Origin of the sequence: Streptomyces sp. NBC_01622 (genome assembly GCF_045209635.1) — a bacterium.
Taxonomy (GTDB): domain Bacteria; phylum Actinomycetota; class Actinomycetes; order Streptomycetales; family Streptomycetaceae; genus Streptomyces.
Map to the genome: position 1 here is coordinate 705,761 of NZ_CP109293.1, position 16,040 is coordinate 721,800.

Consider the following 16,040-nt stretch of genomic DNA (forward strand, 5'->3'; position numbering starts at 1 on the left):
TCTTCCGTCGGCTCTATCGGGGCAGGCCGAGGATGCGCTCGGCGATGATGTTGCGCTGGATCTCGGAGGTCCCGCCGGCGATCGTCCCGCCGAAGCTGCGCGCGTACCGCTCGAACCAACTGGCGGTGAACGCCCCCAGGTTCATATGGGTGTACGGCCCGGTCTGCACCGGATGCAGCAGGGCCTCGTTCCCGTGGTGTTCGAGGGCGTGCAGTTCGGCGCTCTGCGCGGCCTCGGAGCCGAGCAGCTTGAGCACCGAGATCTCCACCGGGTTCCGGTCCGCCCCGAGCAGCCGATAGCCGAGCAACCGCAGTGCCTGGACGTCGATTTGGAGCGTCGCGTACCACTCCTCGGCGCAGGGCGAGTCCTGGATCAGGCCGTCCATCCGCTCGGCGTAGTGCACCCAGAGCAGGGTCCGTTCGTGCCCGAGCGAGCCGTTGGCCACCCGCCAGCCCTCGTTGAGGGGGCCGAGGAGGTTCTCCTTCGGGACGCGGACGTCGGTGAAGAACACCTCGTTGAAGTCGAGGTCGTCGGGTGCGGCGATCGATCCGAACGGCCGCCGGACCAGGCCTTCGGAGTCGGTGGGGATGAGCAGGACGCTGATGCCCTTGTGCTTGGGGGCGTCGGGGTCGGTGCGGACGAAGGTGAGCAGGACGTCGGCGTCGTGCGCGCCGGAGGTCCACACCTTCTGCCCGTTGACGACGAAATGGTCGCCGTCGAGGACCGCGCGGGTGCGCAGTCCGGCCAGGTCCGAGCCGGCGCCGGGCTCACTCATGCCCAGCGACGCGGTGATCTCGGCGCGCAGCAGGGGGACGGCCCAGTCGCGTTTCTGTTCCTCGGTGCCGAAGGTGAGCAGAGAGGCCGCGATGATGTTGAGGCCCTGCGGGTTGAAGCTGTGGTAGATCCGCCGCCGGGACAACTCCTCCAGATGCGCGACGACTTGGGGCAGGGTGGCGTTGCGCCCGCCGTACTCGGGCGGCTGGGCGGGCAGCAGCCAGCCCTCGTCGAAGAGGGTGCGCTGCCAGCGTCGGGCCCAATCCGGTATGTCCGCGCTGGACTTGGAGCGGACGGTGGCCTCTTCGGGGGTGGGCAGGTGGGTGTCGAGGAAGGCGCTGAAATCGGCGCGGAACTTCTCGACCTCGGGGTCGGGGGCCAGCCTCATACCAGCAGCGCCTTCCTGTGCTCGGACGCCGTGCCGAGGAGCAGGTCCCCGGCCTTGGCCCGCTTGAGATGGATCTGCAGTTCGTTCTCCCACGTGTAGCCCATGGCACCGAAGAGCTGGAACCCGTTGCGGAAACAGACCCGTTGGCAGTCTCCGGCGGCGGCCTTGGCCATCGCGGTGGCCCGGCCGCGGCGCGGGTCGTCCTCGGCGATGGTGAGCGCGGAGAAGTAGGCGAGCACCTTGGCGCGTTCGATGGCGACGTACATGTCGGCTGCCTTGTGCTTGACGGCCTGGAACGAGCCGATGGGCACGCCGAATTGGTGTCGTTCCTTCACATGGGCGACGACCAGGTCGAGGATGCGCCGACAACTGCCGACGGTGCTGACCGCCAGGCCCATCAGTGCCAGGTCCGGTACGGCGGCGACCAGGTCCGGGGCGTCCACCCGGGCGACGTGCAGGGTCGGGTCGAACACGGACAGCCGCTCGGCCGCCAGGTCCTTTCCGTCCCGTACGACCACGCCCTCGGAGGTGAGAAGGGCGACCTCGTCCGCGCGGTCGGCGTCGAGAACAAACCGGCCCTCACCGTCGAAGACGCCGGTGCCAGAGCCGCGCGGCAGCCGTCCGGCCAGCGGCGCGAACCAGGTGGCGGTGGCGAGGAAGGGCGTCGGGTCGGCGGCGTAGCCCAACTCCTCCAGCACGATGGCGAGTTCCACCGGCGGGGCTTCAAGCCAGCCCAACCCCAGGTAGGTGTCCCAGAGTTGGTCCTCGGGCAACGATCGAGACCTGGTGACCGTTTCGCGGACCACTCGCTGGAGCAGCCGCTGCTCGTCGTCGAACTCAAACTCCATGCGCGACCTCCAGAAGGACCTTGCCGATGGCGCGGCGCCCCAGGGCGAGGGCGGCGGCGACTTCGGCGAGCGGATATACGGCGTGGACGCGGGGCTTGATCTTCCCGGCGGCGAACAGTCCGTGGAGTTCGGTGCGGGCGGCGACCAGGTCGTCCCGCTGATGCCGCGCCCAGCCGCCGAGGTCGAAGCCGTGGACGCTGACGCCCTTGAGCATCGGGAGGTTGAGCGGGATACGCGGGATCTCCCCGCTCGCGAACCCCACGCTCACGAAACGCCCGCCCCAGCGCATGGCCCGCAAGGCCTCCTCCGCGTACGCCCCGCCGACCGGGTCGATCACGACGTCGGCACCGCCCGCGTCCCGCAGGGCCTGCTTCAGATCGTCGTACGGCAGGGTCACGCGCGCACCCTGCTCGGCGCACACCGTCCGCTTCTCCTCCGTCGAGGCGACGGCGACGACCTCCGCGCCGAGCAGCGCGGCGAGTTCGACGGTCGCGAGGCCGACCCCGCCGGCCGCGCCGAGGACGGCCACCCGTTCACCGGGCCGTACGTCGGCGACGAGGCGGAGCGCGTCGAAGGCCGTGGCGTGGCTGACCCCGAAGGCAGCCGCGCGCTCGGTGGGGATGCCCTCGGGGATACGACTGAGGCCTGCGGGACGGGCGGTGACGCGTTCGGCGAAAGCGCCGACGAACATCGAGCCGAAGACCCGGTCGCCCTTCTCGAATCCGTGCGCGGAGGCGGCGACCACGCCGGCGAACTCGCTGCCCGGGGTGAAGGGCGGCTCCGCCTTCACCTGGTAGGCGCCGTCGATCACGAGGACGTCGGCGAAGTTGACGGCGGCGTAGTGCACGTCGACCGGGATGCCGCCGTCCTCTTCTTCGGTGAACTCCGGGTCGGGGAAGGGTGGTTCGGGGACGTCCTCGACGACGACCGGGCCGCCGACAGCTTTGCAGCGGGCGGCTCTCATAGCCGGGTCGAGGCGGCGAGCTCGGCCGCCTTGGCGGCCATTTGCAGGACGACGTCGCCGTAGTGGGCCATCTTGGGGTTGCCGCCCTCACCCTTCACATGCCGGGCGTAGCCGCCTTCCAGGACGACGGCCATCTTGAACCGGGCGAGGATGACGTAGTAGTCGATCTCGCTGACGTCCCGGCCGCTGACCTTGGCGTAGTGCTCCAGCAGGTCGGCGCGGTCGGGCATGCCGGTGTAGTCGACGTATCCCTTCTGGGTGCGGTCCTCGTCGGCGTCCGGCCAGCCCATGATCACCCAGCCGAGGTCGAGCAACGGGTCGCCCACGGTGGCCATTTCGAAGTCGACCAGGGCCGCGAGCTCGGCGGGTGCGCCGTGCCGGAACATGACGTTGGCGAACTGGTAGTCGCCGTGGATGATGCCCGGTGTCCAGTGGGCGGGACGGTGTTCCCGCAGCCAGGCGGCGGCCTTCTCCAGGCCGGGTATCTCGCGGAACTCGAACTCGGCGAGGTGGGCCAGCCAGCGGTCGACCTGCCGGTCGTGGAAGCCGTCCGGGCGCCCGAAACCCTCAAGGCCCTGGGCCCGCCAGTCCACGTTGCCCAACTTGGCGATGCCCTCGACGAGTTGGTACGCGAGGCCGGGGCGCAGGGACGGGTCGCCGAGGAAGGGCTCGGGCCAGCCGCCGGAGTTCATCGGCGACCAGCCGTCGACGTGCGCCATGAGGTAGAAGCAAGAGCCGAGCACGCTCGTGTCGTCGCACACGGCGATCGCCTCGGGGTGCGGGACGTCCGTGCCGTTGAGCGCCTTGAGAACGCGGTATTCACGGAGCATGGTCTCGTTGCGCCCCGGCGGAACCTTCTCCGGCGGTTTGCGCAGCACCATGCTCAGCTCGCCGCGCCGGATGCCGTAGATCTCGTTGGAGGTGCCTCCGGAGATGTACGACGTCCCGACGGGTTCGCCGGAGGCGATGCCCTGGTCGTCCAGCCAGCGGGCGAGGGATTCCGTGTTGGCGAGCGTCACAGCAGGTCCTCCAACTGCTTCCGGGCCCATTCGCGGCGGGTGGGCAGGTGCTGGGTGGGCCACAGGCCGGGGGCGGCTTCATAGCCGCGCAGGACGTCACGGGCGACGGTGATCTTGTGGACCTCGGTGGGGCCGTCGACGACGGCCATCACGGCGGCGCCGTTCCACATGTCCGAGAACGGCATTTCGTTCGACACACCGAGGGCGCCGTGCAGATGCATCGAGCGGTACACGATGTCGTGCAGCACCTTCGGGGTGAGGAACTTGATGGCGGCGATGTCCTTCCGGACCCGCTTGTAGTCCTGGTAGTGGTCGATCTGCCAGGCGGTGTAGAGCACGAACAGCCGGAACTGGGCGAGTTGGGCGTAGGAGTCGGCGAGGTCGGCCCGCACGAGTTGTTTGTCCGCGAGCCGCTCGCCCTGGGTTTCGCGGGACAGGGCCCGCTCGGCCATCATGTCGAGCGCCTTCTGGCTCTGGCCCACGACCCGCATCGCGTGGTGGACGCGGCCACCGCCGAGCCGGGTCTGGGCGATCGCGAAGGCCTGGCCCTCGCCGCCGAGCAGCGCGTCGGCGGGGACGCGGACACCGTCGTAGGCGATGAGCGCGTGCATGCCCTCGTCGGTGGCCTCGCCCATGATGCCGAGGTGACGCTCGATCCGGACGCCTGGGGTGTCGCTGGGCACCAGGAACATCGACATGCCCTTGTAGGGGCTGACGTCGGGGTTCGTCACGGCCATGACGATGACGAACTTCGACGTACGGGCGTTGGAGGAGAAGAACTTGCGGCCGGTGATGACCCAGTCTCCCCCACTCTCGGCTTCGCTCGAGCGGGAGGTGCCCCCATCGTCGCGCACGGCGCGGGTGGTGAACATCGTGGGGTCGGCGCCGGCCTGGGGTTCGGTCATGGAGAAGCAGGAGAAGCACTCGCCCTCCAGCAGCGGCTGGAGGTAACGCTCCTTCTGTTCGTCGGTGCCGTAGCGGGCGATGATCTCGGCGTTCCCGGTGTCGGGCGCGGCCGTACCGAAGATGACGGGGGCCCAACTCGACTGGCCCAGGATCTCGTTGATGAGAGCCAGCTTGACCTGGCCGAAGCCGCGCCCGCCCAGTTCGGGGCCGAGGTGCGGTGCCCACAGTCCCTCGTCGCGGACCTGTTGCTTCAACGCCCTTACGACGGGGCCGAGTTCGTCGTCGAGCGGATGGTAGGCCCGGTCCGGATACAGCAGGTCCAGGGGCTCCACGCGCTCGGCGCGGAACCGCCTGATCCACTCCAGCTTCTCCTCGAACTCCGGCTCGGTGGAAAAGTCCCATGCCATGCCAGACGAACCTCCTGCCAACCCGGACGGATGCCGATGAGAATATCATTCTCATCTCACGCAAGTAAGGGTCTCGAAAGTTGCAGTGCGCTCTTCGGTAGGGGAAGCCGAGGTGTTACCGCTGAAGTGGAGTATCGTTCTTCATGTGACAGCTGTCCCCGAAGAACAACCAGCCTGGCGCCAGCGCGCCGTTGAGCGTTCCACCCGTGCCGCCAAGCTCCGCGCCGAACAACGTGTGCAGCGCTTCCTGGACGCGGCTCAGGAACTGATCGCGGAGAAGCGGACGACGGACTTCACCGTCCAGGAGGTCGTGGACCGCTCCAAACAGTCACTGCGCAGCTTCTATCAGCACTTCGACGGCAAACACGAGCTGCTGCTCGCCCTGTTCGAGGACGCGTTGTCCAAGTCTGCCGCCGAGATCCGTGAGACCGCCGGCTCCCAGTCGGATCCGCTCCAGGCGCTGCGGCTCGCGGTGGAGATGCTCTTCGAGCAGTCGCTCTCCAACCCCGGTGTGGAGCGCCCACTGTTCAGCGACTTCGCGCTGCAACTGCTCGTGAAGCACCCCTCGCAGGTGGCGACCGCTCATCTCCCCCTGCTCACGGTGTTCACGGAGTTGGTGGAACAGGCGGAGGACGCCGGTGTCATCCCCGCCGGGAAACCTCGCCGTCAGGCCTCGATCCTGATGCAGACGGTCATGTTCGTCGCGCAGGGCAACGGCGTTCCGGCCGGCAGCCACGCCGCGGCGGTCAGCGCCGAGGAGGTCTGGCAGTTCTGCCTCGGCGGCCTCTCGGGCGTCCCCGTACGCAATTGACGGTTCCTCGGACGCAGCTGACGATTCCCCCTGCGTAATTGACGCTCTCCGTAGCCGAGAGTACGGTTCTCGCCCACCGCAACGGGAGGTAGGCGATGACCGAGCCGCTACGGCATGGAATACAGCGCTACCGGGTCGTGCAGTGGGCCACGGGGAACATCGGTGCCCGCACGATGCGTGCCGTACTGGAGCATCCGAAGCTGACCCTGGCCGGCGTGTACGTCCACACGTCGGCCAAGTCGGGCCTGGACGCTGGTGAGTTGAGCGGCGGGGAGTTCGGCACGACCGGGATCCGCGCCACGCACGACATCGACGAGATCCTGGCGCTCGACGCCGACTGCGTCCTCTACACCCCACGCACCTGCGACTTCGACGAAGTGTGCACGCTCCTCTCGTCAGGTGTGAACGTCGTGTCGACCCGCGGCGAGTTCCATCACGCACCGAGCCTCGACCCGGTCACGCGGAAGCGGATCGAGGACGCCTGCGCGGAGGGCGGGACCTCCGTCCACAGCACGGGCAGCAGCCCGGGATTCATCACGGAGGCCCTGCCGTTCGTCCTCACCTCGATCCAGCGGCGGCTCGACGCGCTGACGATCGACGAGTTCGCGGATCTCTCCCAACGGGACTCTCCCGGGCTGCTGTTCGAGGTGATGGGCTTCGGGCAGCCCCCTGCCGGATTCGGCGAACAGCGGCTGACCGGACTGCGCGACAGCTTCGGCCCGTCGCTGCGACTGCTGGCCGACGCGCTCGGGACACCACTCGATTCGGTGGAGGCGACCGGCGAGGTCGCGCTCGCCCGGCGCACGACCAAGATCGCGGCGGGCACCCTGCCGGTCGGCACGGTGGCCGCGCAGCGGATCACCGTCTCCGGGCTGCGCAAGGGGCAACCCCTGCTGCGGTTCCGCGCCAACTGGTACTGCGCCACCGACCTCGACCCCGCCTGGGACCTCCGCGCCACCGGCTGGCATGTGTCGGTCGAGGGAGACGCACCGCTCGACATCGACCTGCGCTTCCCAGTCCCCCTCGACCGGATGGCCGCGATGTCCCCCTCCTACACCGCGAACCGCGCGGTCAACGCCGTCCCCTTCGTCTGCGCGGCGGCCCCCGGAATCCGCACTACGGCCGACCTGCCGCAGATCGTCGCCGATCTCGGTTGAGGTCGGCGCAAGCCGCGCCCGATGCCCGAACGGTGCGCGCCGTACCCGATGCTCAGACGGTGCGCGCCGGCGCGGCGACCTCCGTCGACTCGCCCTCGTCGTCGATCGCGTAGTTCAGGAAGTCGTCGACCATGCGGTGGAACAGCGTTGCGAGTTGCTGCAGTTCGTCCGTCGACCACTCGGAGAGGGCCATCTGCATTCCGCGCGCACCGGCGTCCCGGACGCTGGCGACGGCCTTCTCGCCGGCCTCGGTCAGCTCGATCCGCTGGGCGCGGCGGTCGTCGGGGTCGGGCACGCGGGTGACGTAGCCGGACTTCTGCAGCTGCTGCACCGTACGGGTCACATGCGAGGCCTCGACCCCGAGGCGGTTCGCCAGCTCCCCGGGGCGCAGCGGCTCGGAGTCGGCGACCTGCCGCAGCAACGCCACCGCCGCACGGTCCAGGGGCACACCGGCGAGGGCCATGAGCCGGTCGTGCTGGCGGGCGCGCGTACTCAGGTAGGTGATCCGAGTGAGGGCACGCTCGATCTCGGTCACCTCCGGAGAGGCGGGGGCGGTAGGGACCGGTGGTGTGGACATGAGACCCACTTTACCATATTGTTGCGTAACTCAAGTAAGTTACGGCGTGCGTTTACCCCGTCTACGGCGGAGAGAGTACGTCACCCGCAGGACACCATCGACACCGCCGTCACCAGCGCTTCTGGCTCGCGAAGAATCGCCCGAAGAAGTCCGCCTTGGCCGCGTCCGCCAGGGCGAGCGAGCCGAAGCGGTCGCCGAGTTCCATCGTGGTCGCGAAGCGGTGGTTCGCCGCGGGCCAGCGGGTGAGGCCATGGCCGTTGGGGTCGCCGTGGGTCACGAAGTTCACCACGTAGTCGGACAGGGTGTCGGCGACCGCGCGGTCCGCGTCGGTCCACGGCAGGTTCGTGGCGTAGAGGTTGGCGAAGACGTAGTTGATCTCCGAACCGTGGTAGGCGCCACGGGAGTTGGGTCCGGTCGCCGTCGGCGGGACGTGCTCCCAGTAGTACGTGAACACCGGGCTCTTGGCCGTCTTCGCCCACTCGGCCGCCCACAGGTTCGCGGAGACGCGCGAGCCCTCGCGGGCGGAGGCATTGCGGGCCTGTCCCGCCTCCGCGTCGGTGGTGGCGGGGTAGAGAGTCAGGAACTCGTCGGCGAGAGTGCCGTATTCCTTCTCGGCGGTGGCGAGGTAGTCGGCGAGCTTCACGGTCGGGCTCGGGGAGGCGCCGTTCTCGTCCTTGTTGCCGCCGGCCAGTACCGGTACGTCGTTCAAGTGGCCGCCCGCCAGGGCCTGTTCGTATGTCCACGGCTTGACCCAGCCGTCCAGGACCGGGCGGAACTCCGGCGGGTTGCCGTTCACCGGCCCGCTGACCGTGGTGTCGTTGGCATTCTGACCCGCCATCAACTTGTCGCTCCCCAGGGCCCGGAGAGCGTCGAGCGAGGTGGCGCCGAGTGCCGTGGCGTAAGCGGTGCCCTGGCTCTCGGCCGTCTCCAGAGTGCGGTACGACGCTGCCAGCGCGGCGATTTCGGGGGCGCCGGTGGCGCGGGCGCCGGCGCTCTCCGAGATCGCGCCCTGGAACAGGCCCTTGGCGAGCGGGGAGTAGATGAGGTGCATCACGGAGGCGCCGCCCGCCGACTGGCCGGCGATCGTCACCCGGTTCGGGTCGCCGCCGAACGCGGCGATGTTGCGTCGTACCCAGCGCAGGGCCGAAATCTGGTCGAGGAGCCCGTAGTTGCCCGACGCCCGGTGGCCGGACTCGGCGCTGAGTTCGGGGGTGGAGAGGAAACCGAACGCGCCGGTGCGGTAGTTGAGGGTCACCACGACCAGGCCCTTGGCGGCGAGTCCGGCGCCGTCGAAGCCGGGGTCGGAGGCGTAGCCGCCGGTGAACCGGCCGCCGTAGATCCAGACCAGGACCGGGCGCTTCTCCCGTGAACTCGCCGCTCCGGTCCAGACGTTGAGGTTGAGGCAGTCCTCGCTCATCGTGACCGGGGCCGAACTCATCGTCTGCTGCGGGCAGATGTCCCCGAAGGTGTCCGCGACGCGCACGCCCGTCCAGGAGTCGGCCGGCTGCGGCGGACGCCAGCGATTGGCGCCCGCCGTGGTCGCCGCGTAGGGCAGGCCCTTGAACACGGTGACTCCGGAGACCAGGGACGCCACGCCGGACACCCGGCCGGTGTCGATCCGGAGCGGGCCCGTCAACGGGGTTGCGGAGCTGTCGCGGTCCGCCGCGTCGGCGCCGGCCGCGGTGCCGACGAGTGCGGCCGTCGCGGCGGCGGTCAGCGTCCCGTTGAGGAAGGTCCGGCGGTTCATGGCCTTCGAAAGCATGGGGGGGGCTCCCTGGTCTAGGTACTTGCGAACGTAAATTCCGCCGACCGGGAACGCCAACAATATTGTCAACTTCAGAGCGGATCCACAGCATGCTCCCGCAGCGGGCCCACGGACAGCCCGCGCATCGCGCACGTGTCGAGGATGCGGGGCACCGCGCCGAGGGTGGCGCGCCAGGAACCGGGGGCCGAGGTGCAGTCGGAGTCGTGCAGCAGGATCGTGCCGCCGCCGCGCAGGTCCTCGGTGACCGTGCGGTGGACCGACTCCGGTGTGGCGCGCGACCGCCAGTCCTCGCCCCAGGCCGTCCACAGCACCGGCGCGAGGTCCAGGCGGCGGGCCGCGAGGTGGGCGGCGGTCGACATCACGCCGTAGGGCGGGCGGAAGAGCCGTGGTGTGCGGCCGGTGAGGTCGCCGACCGTGTCGCGGGCGCGGGCCAGGTCGTCGTGGGTGGCGCGCGGACCGCGCAGAAGGAGGGGACGGTGGAGCCAGCCGTGGACGGCGATCTCGTGTCCGGCGGCGGCGATCTCCCGGACCAGGCCGGGGGCGCGTACCGCCTGGTTGCCGAGAAGGAAGAAGGTGGCGTGGACCCGGCGCTCGTCGAGCAGGCGCAGGAACAGGGGGGTGGAGAGCGGGTCCGGACCGTCGTCGAAGGTGAGCGCCACGTGGTCGGGCCGGCCGCGGCCGGAGAGGCGGGGCATGAGGCGGTTGCGGAGCGGGCCGTAGGTGGACAGGACGGGGGCGGCGTACGCGGCGGCTGCGAGCAGGGGAAGTGCGGGGAGCGCGGCGCGGAGGAGGCGGGCGGCGGTCATGCGTGGCGTCCCGTCGCGGGGCTCGTTGCGTGGCCCGTTGCGGACGCGCTGCGCGCGGTGGCGGGGTCGGGCGGCGCGAGACGGGCGGTCGCAGGGAGAAGGCGTACGACTGTCACGAGCGGCCTCCCTTCGCGTGGCCGTCGTGATCCTCGTGCCCTTCGTGGGTCGCATGGCGCGCGTGGTGTGTGTGGCCCAGGTCGTCCAGGTCGAGGCCCTGGCCTATGGCGTGTATGAGGCCCGGGCCGCCGTCGGTCGTGGCGACCGCCGTGCCGACCGCGCACGCCCAGACCGCGCAGGCCAGGGCGATGGTCGTCGCGAGCCGGAGGGCGGTCGGACGGACCGACCGGGTCCGGCGGACGGAGATCGCGGTGGCGGCCCCGGCGCCGGCCCGGCAGACCCGTACGGTCTCGACGGCGGGGCCCCGGTCGGCGCCCGTCGCCGGGTCCTGGTGTGCTCCGGTGTCCAGGCCGCAGTCCTTCCCGGCAGCCGAATCCGGTCCCCCGCCCGGTACCTCGCCCGCGAACAGTGCGAGCCCCGCCTCCCGTTGCAGCAGCCCGCGCGGGCCGTCGATCAACTCGGCCAGCACGTGCTTGAGTTGGGCCGGGTCCCGGATCCACGCGGCGACGCCCGCCTGGTCAAGTGCGGACGCGTTGGTCAGTCCGTGGCCGGGTATGCAGCCGTAGCTGGCGACGGGCAGGCCCGCGGCGAAGGCCTCCAGCGAGGTCAGTCCGCCGGCGTTCTGCACCAGGACGTCGGCGGCGTGCATCAGACCGGGCATGTCGTTGACCCAGCCATGGACGTGCTCGATGCCGTCCGCGCGCAGCTGTTCGGCCAGCTCCTCGTTGCGGCCGCAGACCACGACCGGTACGGCCGCGCCGCAGTCGCGCAGTTCGCGGGCGACCTGCCGTACCGGGCCCACGCCCCAGGAACCGGCGACCAGCAGGGCCAGCGGCGCGTTCGCGGGCAGGCCGAAACGCGTGCGGGCCGCGGTGCGCTCCGTCGCGGTGACGGGGTGGAAGCGCGGGTCGGCGACCGGGCCGCAGACCCGGACGTCGCGTGCGCCGGCGGCTCTGGCCTGGGCGGCGGGCACGGCGTGCAGCGCGAGGTGGACGTCGACGCCGTCGGCCACCCACAGCGGGTGGACGGAGAAGTCGGTGAGGTAGGTGAGGACGGGCACGGTCAGCCGCCCGGCGAGCCGGAGGTTGCCCAGGACCCGGCTCGCTCCCGGGTAGGTCGAGACGACGGCGCCCGTGTCGGCGGGCAGGGCGCGCAGCAGCCGTTCCTCGGCCGAGCGCAGCAAGGCTCGTGCCGCGGGGCCGCCGCCTCCGGCGCGTTCGGTGCTGCTGTAGATCCGCTGGTAGAGCCAGGGTGTCCGGACGAGCATGCGGTGGTAGCCGTCCCGGACGAGCCGGCCGAGCCGGGCGGGCAGCACGTCCAGCAGGTCGAGCCGGTCGACCGCGAGTCCGGCCGCGACCAGACGCCGTTCCAGCTCGGCGGCGGCGCCGTCGTGACCGGCTCCGACGCTCGCCGAGACGATCACGATCCGATCCGCCGCCGACGGGCGGCTGGGCGGGGTCGTCTGTCGGGGGCGCAGGGTGGCGACCGCGAGGGCACGCAGATGCACCGTACTTCCGAGGTGGGGCATGGGCTTTTTCCTCCGCAGGTGGAGTGGAGCGGCGAAACTCTACAACATGTAGTAGGTAAGGTCGTACAACATGTAGTAGATCGCGATCGCAAAGCCCCGTCCGATCCCCGACCGGTCACTTCGAGCCCTCGACACACTTCCTACAGCCCGTAGTAGGTCGGCGGGTAGGCTGGGACGCCGAGCGGTGAAAGGCGGTGGGGTGAACAGTGCACGATCGGAAGAGCGACGAACCCGGCGCGACGTCCGGCAGGCGGGCGCGCGGTGAACTGGAGAGCGGTGTTCTCGCCGCGCTCTACGGGGCCCCCGAACCGCTGACCGCACGCCAGGTCAGGGACGGACTGCCGGGTGACCTCGCCTACACCACCGTGCTGACGATCCTGTCGCGCCTGTACGACAAGGGGATGCTCGTCCGGCATCGCGCGGGCCGCGGGTACGCGTACGCGCCCGCCCGGGACGAGGCGGCGCACACGGCGGAGCGGATGCGTTCCCTGCTGGAGCACGGCGCCGACCGCGAGGCGGTGCTCACCCGCTTCGTCTCCGAACTGTCCGAGGAGGACGAGCAGTTGCTGCAGCGACTGCTCACCGGGCACGACGGGCCGCAGCACACCGGCCGTGCCGACGAAGGACCGTGAGCCGGTGCTGATCAGTGTCTACGTCCCCCTTCTGATCACCATGGTGATCGCGGTGTTCGCGCCTCGCGCGGCCTCCCTGCTGGCCCCGCGCCCCGCCGCCTGGTCGCTGGCCTCCGCCGCACTGGTGGCGTCGCTGGGCTGGCTCGGCTCCCTGGGACTGCTGGCGTTCGCGGGCCTTGTGCAGATCCCCGAGGTCGCCCAGGAAGGGCAGTGGTCGGTCGCCGCCGTGCGCGCCTCCGACCCCGTCTACCTCACGGTCGCCGGGGCCGCCGCGCTCGCTCTCCTCGCGTCCGTCGCGGGCTTCGCCGTCGCGGCCACACGTCAGCTGCGGCATCTGCGCTGGGCCCGCCGCGAGTGCCAACAGCTGCCCGGTGACACGGAGTTGGCCGTCCTGGACGTGGCGTCGCCGGAGGCCTTCGCGCTGCCGGGGAAGCCGGGGCGGATCGTGGTATCACGCGGCATGCTGCGCTGTCTGTGCGATCGCGAGCGCGAGGCGCTGCTCGCGCACGAGCGGGCCCATCTGCGCGGCCGGCACCATCTCTTCCAGACCCTCTGGCGACTCTCCGCCGCCGTGAATCCGCTGCTACGGCCGCTGTCCGCGGCCGGCGGCTTCGTACTGGAGCGCTGGGCCGACGAGGAGGCCGCGGTGCGGGTCGGCGATCGTGCGGTCGTCGCCCGCGCCGTGGGCCGGGCGGCGCTGGCCACCTCCGCGAACCGTTCCCGCCCGGCGCTGGCCGCGACCGGCGGGGCGGTGCCGCAGCGGGTGCGGGCTCTGCTGGCACCTCCTCCCCCGCGCCGGGCCCTGCCGTTCGTCGCGGGCGCGGCGCTGCTCGTGGTGTGCTGCGGGAGCCTGGCCGATGCGGCGACCGACAGCGAGCAGATGATCGAGACCGCGCAGCACGCGGCGTGTGTGACGGCTCAGGCGGCGGCCGCGGCGGCTGGTCAGGCGGTCCCACCGCACGGGCCATGCTGTGAACACGGGCACCCGGACGGGCCTTTGCGACACCGCTGACGGGCGGGCGTTCCCCTCGCCGGGGAGTGCTCTGAAAAGATGTGACACTGACACGAGTAAGTGACACACTTTTTCACAGACCCACCCCACCCCCCGCCGCCCCTCAGCAGTGCCGATCACAGCATCCGTCCGGAAATGCACCCGTGTTATCGTCGCCCTACCCATCGTCAGGAATCCTGTCGATCGACTCCGGCGATCGGACTGCACCCCCCGTCGCGCGCACTCCATGAATGGAGCGGTATGTCTGTTCTGGCCCGGCCGACGGTGGCCGCCTTCGCCGCCAAGTCCCTGCAGCGTCTCTCCTTGATGGCTGACCGCCGCCCGAGCGGGCGCGGTTCCGCCGCCTCCTCGCATCAGCGGTTCCCGCAATTCCCGCGCGACACAAGGGAGTTGACCATCCCGACCTCGGTCGCCCCGGCGCGCGCCACGGTGTATCTGCCGACCGGCGAGGGCCCGCCTCCGCCGGTGCACGTGAACTTCCACGGCGGTGGTTACGTCGTGCCGCTGACCGAACTCGACGACCCGCTGTGCCGTTTCCTCGCGGCGGAGGCAGGTGTCGTAGTGGTCAACGTCGACTACGTCGTCGCGCCGCAGCACCCGTTCCCCGCGCCGCCCCGGCAGGCCTTCGAGGTGGTCCGGTGGATCGCGGAGCACGGCGTCGAACAGGGCTGGGACGGCGACCGGCTCACCGTGGGCGGGCAGAGCGCCGGGGGCGGACTCGCGGCGGCGGTGGCCCGGCAGGCGCTGGAGGAGGGCGGCCCCTCGATCGCGCTCCAGGTGCTGCACTATCCGCCGCTGGACCTGGTGACCGGCGCGAAGGACAAGCAGGCGGCCATCGCCAAGCCGGTGTTGCGGCCCTGGATGGCCGAGGTCTTCGACACGTCGTACGTCCCGGATCCGAAGGTGCGCGCCGACCGGCTGGTGTCGCCCGCCCATCCCTCGGACACCGCGGACCTCAAGGACATCGCCCCGGCACTGGTCGTCACGGCGGAGTACGACCTGCTCAAGGCCGAAGGCGTGCGCTACGCCGACCGGTTGCGTACGGCGGGCGCTCTGGTGGAGCACGTCGACGTCACCGGAGCCGACCACGGCTACGACGGCACGGACGACGAACAGGCCCTGCAGACCTATGCCTTGATCGCCCATCAGGTGCGGGAGGCCGTGGGCACCGGCTGAACCACCTCCGCAGACAACGCACTTCGCCGACCATCCCCCCTACGACGGTCGGCGAAGTGCTGCTTGGTCACGCCGAGGGCACCGGCTCCGGCGGGGTGAGGCCGAACTTCCCTGCCGCCTCGGTCAGTTCACGCCACACCTTGGGCGCGACGGGAATGCCCTTCGCGCCGCGTCCCTCGGCGACGGCCGCGCTGCGCTCGCCGGGGTAGAAGACGCCCTCGACGCCGTCCGCCGGAGGCAGTTGCTTGAGGGTGGCCAGCGTCGCGTCGACCGCCTCGGTGAAGGCGGCCGGGTCGCCGAAGGCCGCCGGGTCCAGGGCGATGAGGAGCGCGTTCTGGCGGTGCTTGCGGCCCTGCGGGTCGTCCGAGTGGAAGGCGGCGAAGATCGGTGCGCCGACCAGCACACTGGTGAGCAGTTCGAAGGCGAGGGACATCCCGGAACCCTTGGCGCCGCCCAACGGCAGGGGCATGACGGCGAGTTCGGGATCGGTGGTCGGGGTGCCGTCGGCGGTGGCCGCCGCGCCCTCGGGCAGCGGGGTGCCGCTCGCCTTCGCCTGGCGGATCTTGCCCAGGGCGATGGTGGCGGTCGCCATGTCGAGCAGCAGCGGGGCGTGCGCCTGGGCCGGTACGGCGATGGCGAGCGGGCTGGTCGCCACGGCGGCGCCCTTGACGCCGGTGTAGCCCATGTTGGGCATGCCGGCGACGTAGCCGATACCGACGAGACCCTGCTCGGCGATCTTCGACACGTAGTAGCCGATGGCGCCGGTGTGCACGGTCCGGCGGACCCCGACGGCGGCAACTCCACTGATTCGGGCCCGGGTTACCGCCTCGTCGGCGGCGGCGCTGAGCGCGACCGGGCCGGGAGCGCGGTCGGCGTCCAGGACCGCGGCGGCCGGGGCGGTGGACTCGATCTTGATGTCGGCATCGGCGTTGGCCACGCCCTTGGCCAGCAGCTCCAGGTAGGCGGGGACGCGGGCGATGCCGTGCGAGTCGACGCCACGCAGCGCGGCCCACACGAACACGTCGGCGGTGGTGCGCGCCTGCTCGGCGTCCAGGCCGCCCTTCTCAAGGAGGGCGGCGGAGAAGGTGCGCAGGTCGTCTGCGGCGACAAGTACCTTGCCCGGCTTGGGCGTTGCGGTGTCGGACATGGTGGC

15 protein-coding genes are annotated in these 16,040 nt (G+C 70.9%); 5 read left to right on the forward strand and 10 right to left on the reverse strand.

Features of this window, described 5'->3' with window-relative positions; translation table 11 throughout:
• Positions 1 to 13 precede the first annotated feature (13 nt).
• The 5 genes from OH768_RS03210 to OH768_RS03230 are packed head-to-tail and all read right to left on the reverse strand — an operon-like array spanning position 14 to position 5,306.
• Positions 14 to 1,162, reverse strand: coding sequence for an acyl-CoA dehydrogenase family protein (locus OH768_RS03210; protein WP_406449792.1), 1,149 nt, complete (start codon positions 1,160 to 1,162; stop codon positions 14 to 16).
• The gene (locus OH768_RS03215) at positions 1,159 to 2,010 is read right to left on the reverse strand and encodes an acyl-CoA dehydrogenase family protein (protein ID WP_406449794.1); all 852 of its coding nucleotides are present in this window, start codon (positions 2,008 to 2,010) and stop codon (positions 1,159 to 1,161) included. Before OH768_RS03215 ends, OH768_RS03210 begins: the two co-directional genes overlap by 4 nt.
• Positions 2,000 to 2,974 carry an NADPH:quinone oxidoreductase family protein gene (locus OH768_RS03220; protein WP_406449796.1) on the reverse strand — a complete coding sequence of 325 codons (975 nt, stop codon included), beginning with the start codon at positions 2,972 to 2,974 and terminating at the stop codon, positions 2,000 to 2,002. The genes OH768_RS03215 and OH768_RS03220 overlap by 11 nt, the downstream gene beginning before the upstream one ends.
• The gene (locus tag OH768_RS03225) at positions 2,971 to 3,993 is read right to left on the reverse strand and encodes a phosphotransferase family protein (RefSeq protein WP_406449798.1); all 1,023 of its coding nucleotides are present in this window, start codon (positions 3,991 to 3,993) and stop codon (positions 2,971 to 2,973) included. The genes OH768_RS03220 and OH768_RS03225 overlap by 4 nt, the downstream gene beginning before the upstream one ends.
• Positions 3,990 to 5,306, reverse strand: coding sequence for an acyl-CoA dehydrogenase family protein (locus OH768_RS03230; RefSeq protein ID WP_406449800.1), 1,317 nt, complete (start codon positions 5,304 to 5,306; stop codon positions 3,990 to 3,992). The genes OH768_RS03225 and OH768_RS03230 overlap by 4 nt, the downstream gene beginning before the upstream one ends.
• A 145-nt stretch (positions 5,307 to 5,451) precedes the next feature.
• Between OH768_RS03230 and OH768_RS03235 the strand changes: the two genes are divergently transcribed.
• The gene (locus OH768_RS03235) at positions 5,452 to 6,117 is read left to right on the forward strand and encodes a TetR/AcrR family transcriptional regulator (protein ID WP_381240093.1); all 666 of its coding nucleotides are present in this window, start codon (positions 5,452 to 5,454) and stop codon (positions 6,115 to 6,117) included.
• Positions 6,118 to 6,212: 95 nt separating this feature from the next.
• Positions 6,213 to 7,274: a dihydrodipicolinate reductase gene (locus tag OH768_RS03240; RefSeq protein WP_406449802.1), complete on the forward strand. Its 1,062-nt coding sequence runs from the start codon at positions 6,213 to 6,215 to the stop codon at positions 7,272 to 7,274.
• 52 nt (positions 7,275 to 7,326) lie between these two features.
• On the opposite strand, the gene OH768_RS03245 is transcribed toward OH768_RS03240, so the two are convergent.
• From OH768_RS03245 to OH768_RS03260, 4 genes are all read right to left on the reverse strand, one after another.
• Complete coding sequence (locus OH768_RS03245; RefSeq protein WP_406449804.1) at positions 7,327 to 7,851, reverse strand: MarR family winged helix-turn-helix transcriptional regulator; 525 nt, start codon at positions 7,849 to 7,851, stop codon at positions 7,327 to 7,329.
• A gap of 109 nt (positions 7,852 to 7,960) precedes the next feature.
• Complete coding sequence (locus tag OH768_RS03250; protein ID WP_406449806.1) at positions 7,961 to 9,613, reverse strand: carboxylesterase/lipase family protein; 1,653 nt, start codon at positions 9,611 to 9,613, stop codon at positions 7,961 to 7,963.
• Positions 9,614 to 9,687: 74 nt separating this feature from the next.
• Positions 9,688 to 10,422 (reverse strand): polysaccharide deacetylase family protein, encoded by a 735-nt coding sequence (locus OH768_RS03255; protein ID WP_406449808.1) that lies wholly within the window; start codon positions 10,420 to 10,422, stop codon positions 9,688 to 9,690.
• Positions 10,423 to 10,534: 112 nt separating this feature from the next.
• Complete coding sequence (locus OH768_RS03260) at positions 10,535 to 12,067, reverse strand: glycosyltransferase (protein WP_406449810.1); 1,533 nt, start codon at positions 12,065 to 12,067, stop codon at positions 10,535 to 10,537.
• 206 nt (positions 12,068 to 12,273) lie between these two features.
• Here OH768_RS03260 and OH768_RS03265 point away from each other — a divergent pair, with 206 nt between their 5' ends.
• The 3 genes from OH768_RS03265 to OH768_RS03275 all read left to right on the forward strand — a co-directional run bounded on the left by OH768_RS03265 (position 12,274) and on the right by OH768_RS03275 (position 14,887).
• The gene (locus OH768_RS03265; RefSeq protein WP_406449812.1) at positions 12,274 to 12,699 is read left to right on the forward strand and encodes a BlaI/MecI/CopY family transcriptional regulator; all 426 of its coding nucleotides are present in this window, start codon (positions 12,274 to 12,276) and stop codon (positions 12,697 to 12,699) included.
• Entirely contained in the window at positions 12,680 to 13,711 is a 1,032-nt protein-coding gene (locus OH768_RS03270; protein ID WP_406449814.1) for a M56 family metallopeptidase, read from the forward strand. Before OH768_RS03265 ends, OH768_RS03270 begins: the two co-directional genes overlap by 20 nt.
• Positions 13,712 to 13,951: 240 nt before the next feature.
• The gene (locus tag OH768_RS03275) at positions 13,952 to 14,887 is read left to right on the forward strand and encodes an alpha/beta hydrolase fold domain-containing protein (protein ID WP_406449816.1); all 936 of its coding nucleotides are present in this window, start codon (positions 13,952 to 13,954) and stop codon (positions 14,885 to 14,887) included.
• A gap of 67 nt (positions 14,888 to 14,954) precedes the next feature.
• Here the strand turns inward: OH768_RS03275 and OH768_RS03280 are convergent, their stop codons facing one another.
• Positions 14,955 to 16,034 (reverse strand): Ldh family oxidoreductase, encoded by a 1,080-nt coding sequence (locus OH768_RS03280; protein WP_406449818.1) that lies wholly within the window; start codon positions 16,032 to 16,034, stop codon positions 14,955 to 14,957.
• Positions 16,035 to 16,040: the final 6 nt, after the last annotated feature.

Coding starts and splice junctions, on each gene's coding strand:
- OH768_RS03210 (WP_406449792.1), bottom strand. CDS start 1,162: ATGAGGCTGGCCCCCGACCCCGAGGTCGAGAAGTTCCGCGCCGATTTC.
- OH768_RS03215 (WP_406449794.1), bottom strand. CDS start 2,010: ATGGAGTTTGAGTTCGACGACGAGCAGCGGCTGCTCCAGCGAGTGGTC.
- OH768_RS03220 (WP_406449796.1), bottom strand. CDS start 2,974: ATGAGAGCCGCCCGCTGCAAAGCTGTCGGCGGCCCGGTCGTCGTCGAG.
- OH768_RS03230 (WP_406449800.1), bottom strand. CDS start 5,306: ATGGCATGGGACTTTTCCACCGAGCCGGAGTTCGAGGAGAAGCTGGAG.
- OH768_RS03240 (WP_406449802.1), top strand. CDS start 6,213: ATGACCGAGCCGCTACGGCATGGAATACAGCGCTACCGGGTCGTGCAG.
- OH768_RS03245 (WP_406449804.1), bottom strand. CDS start 7,851: ATGTCCACACCACCGGTCCCTACCGCCCCCGCCTCTCCGGAGGTGACC.
- OH768_RS03250 (WP_406449806.1), bottom strand. CDS start 9,613: ATGCTTTCGAAGGCCATGAACCGCCGGACCTTCCTCAACGGGACGCTG.
- OH768_RS03255 (WP_406449808.1), bottom strand. CDS start 10,422: ATGACCGCCGCCCGCCTCCTCCGCGCCGCGCTCCCCGCACTTCCCCTG.
- OH768_RS03260 (WP_406449810.1), bottom strand. CDS start 12,067: ATGCCCCACCTCGGAAGTACGGTGCATCTGCGTGCCCTCGCGGTCGCC.
- OH768_RS03275 (WP_406449816.1), top strand. CDS start 13,952: ATGTCTGTTCTGGCCCGGCCGACGGTGGCCGCCTTCGCCGCCAAGTCC.
- OH768_RS03280 (WP_406449818.1), bottom strand. CDS start 16,034: ATGTCCGACACCGCAACGCCCAAGCCGGGCAAGGTACTTGTCGCCGCA.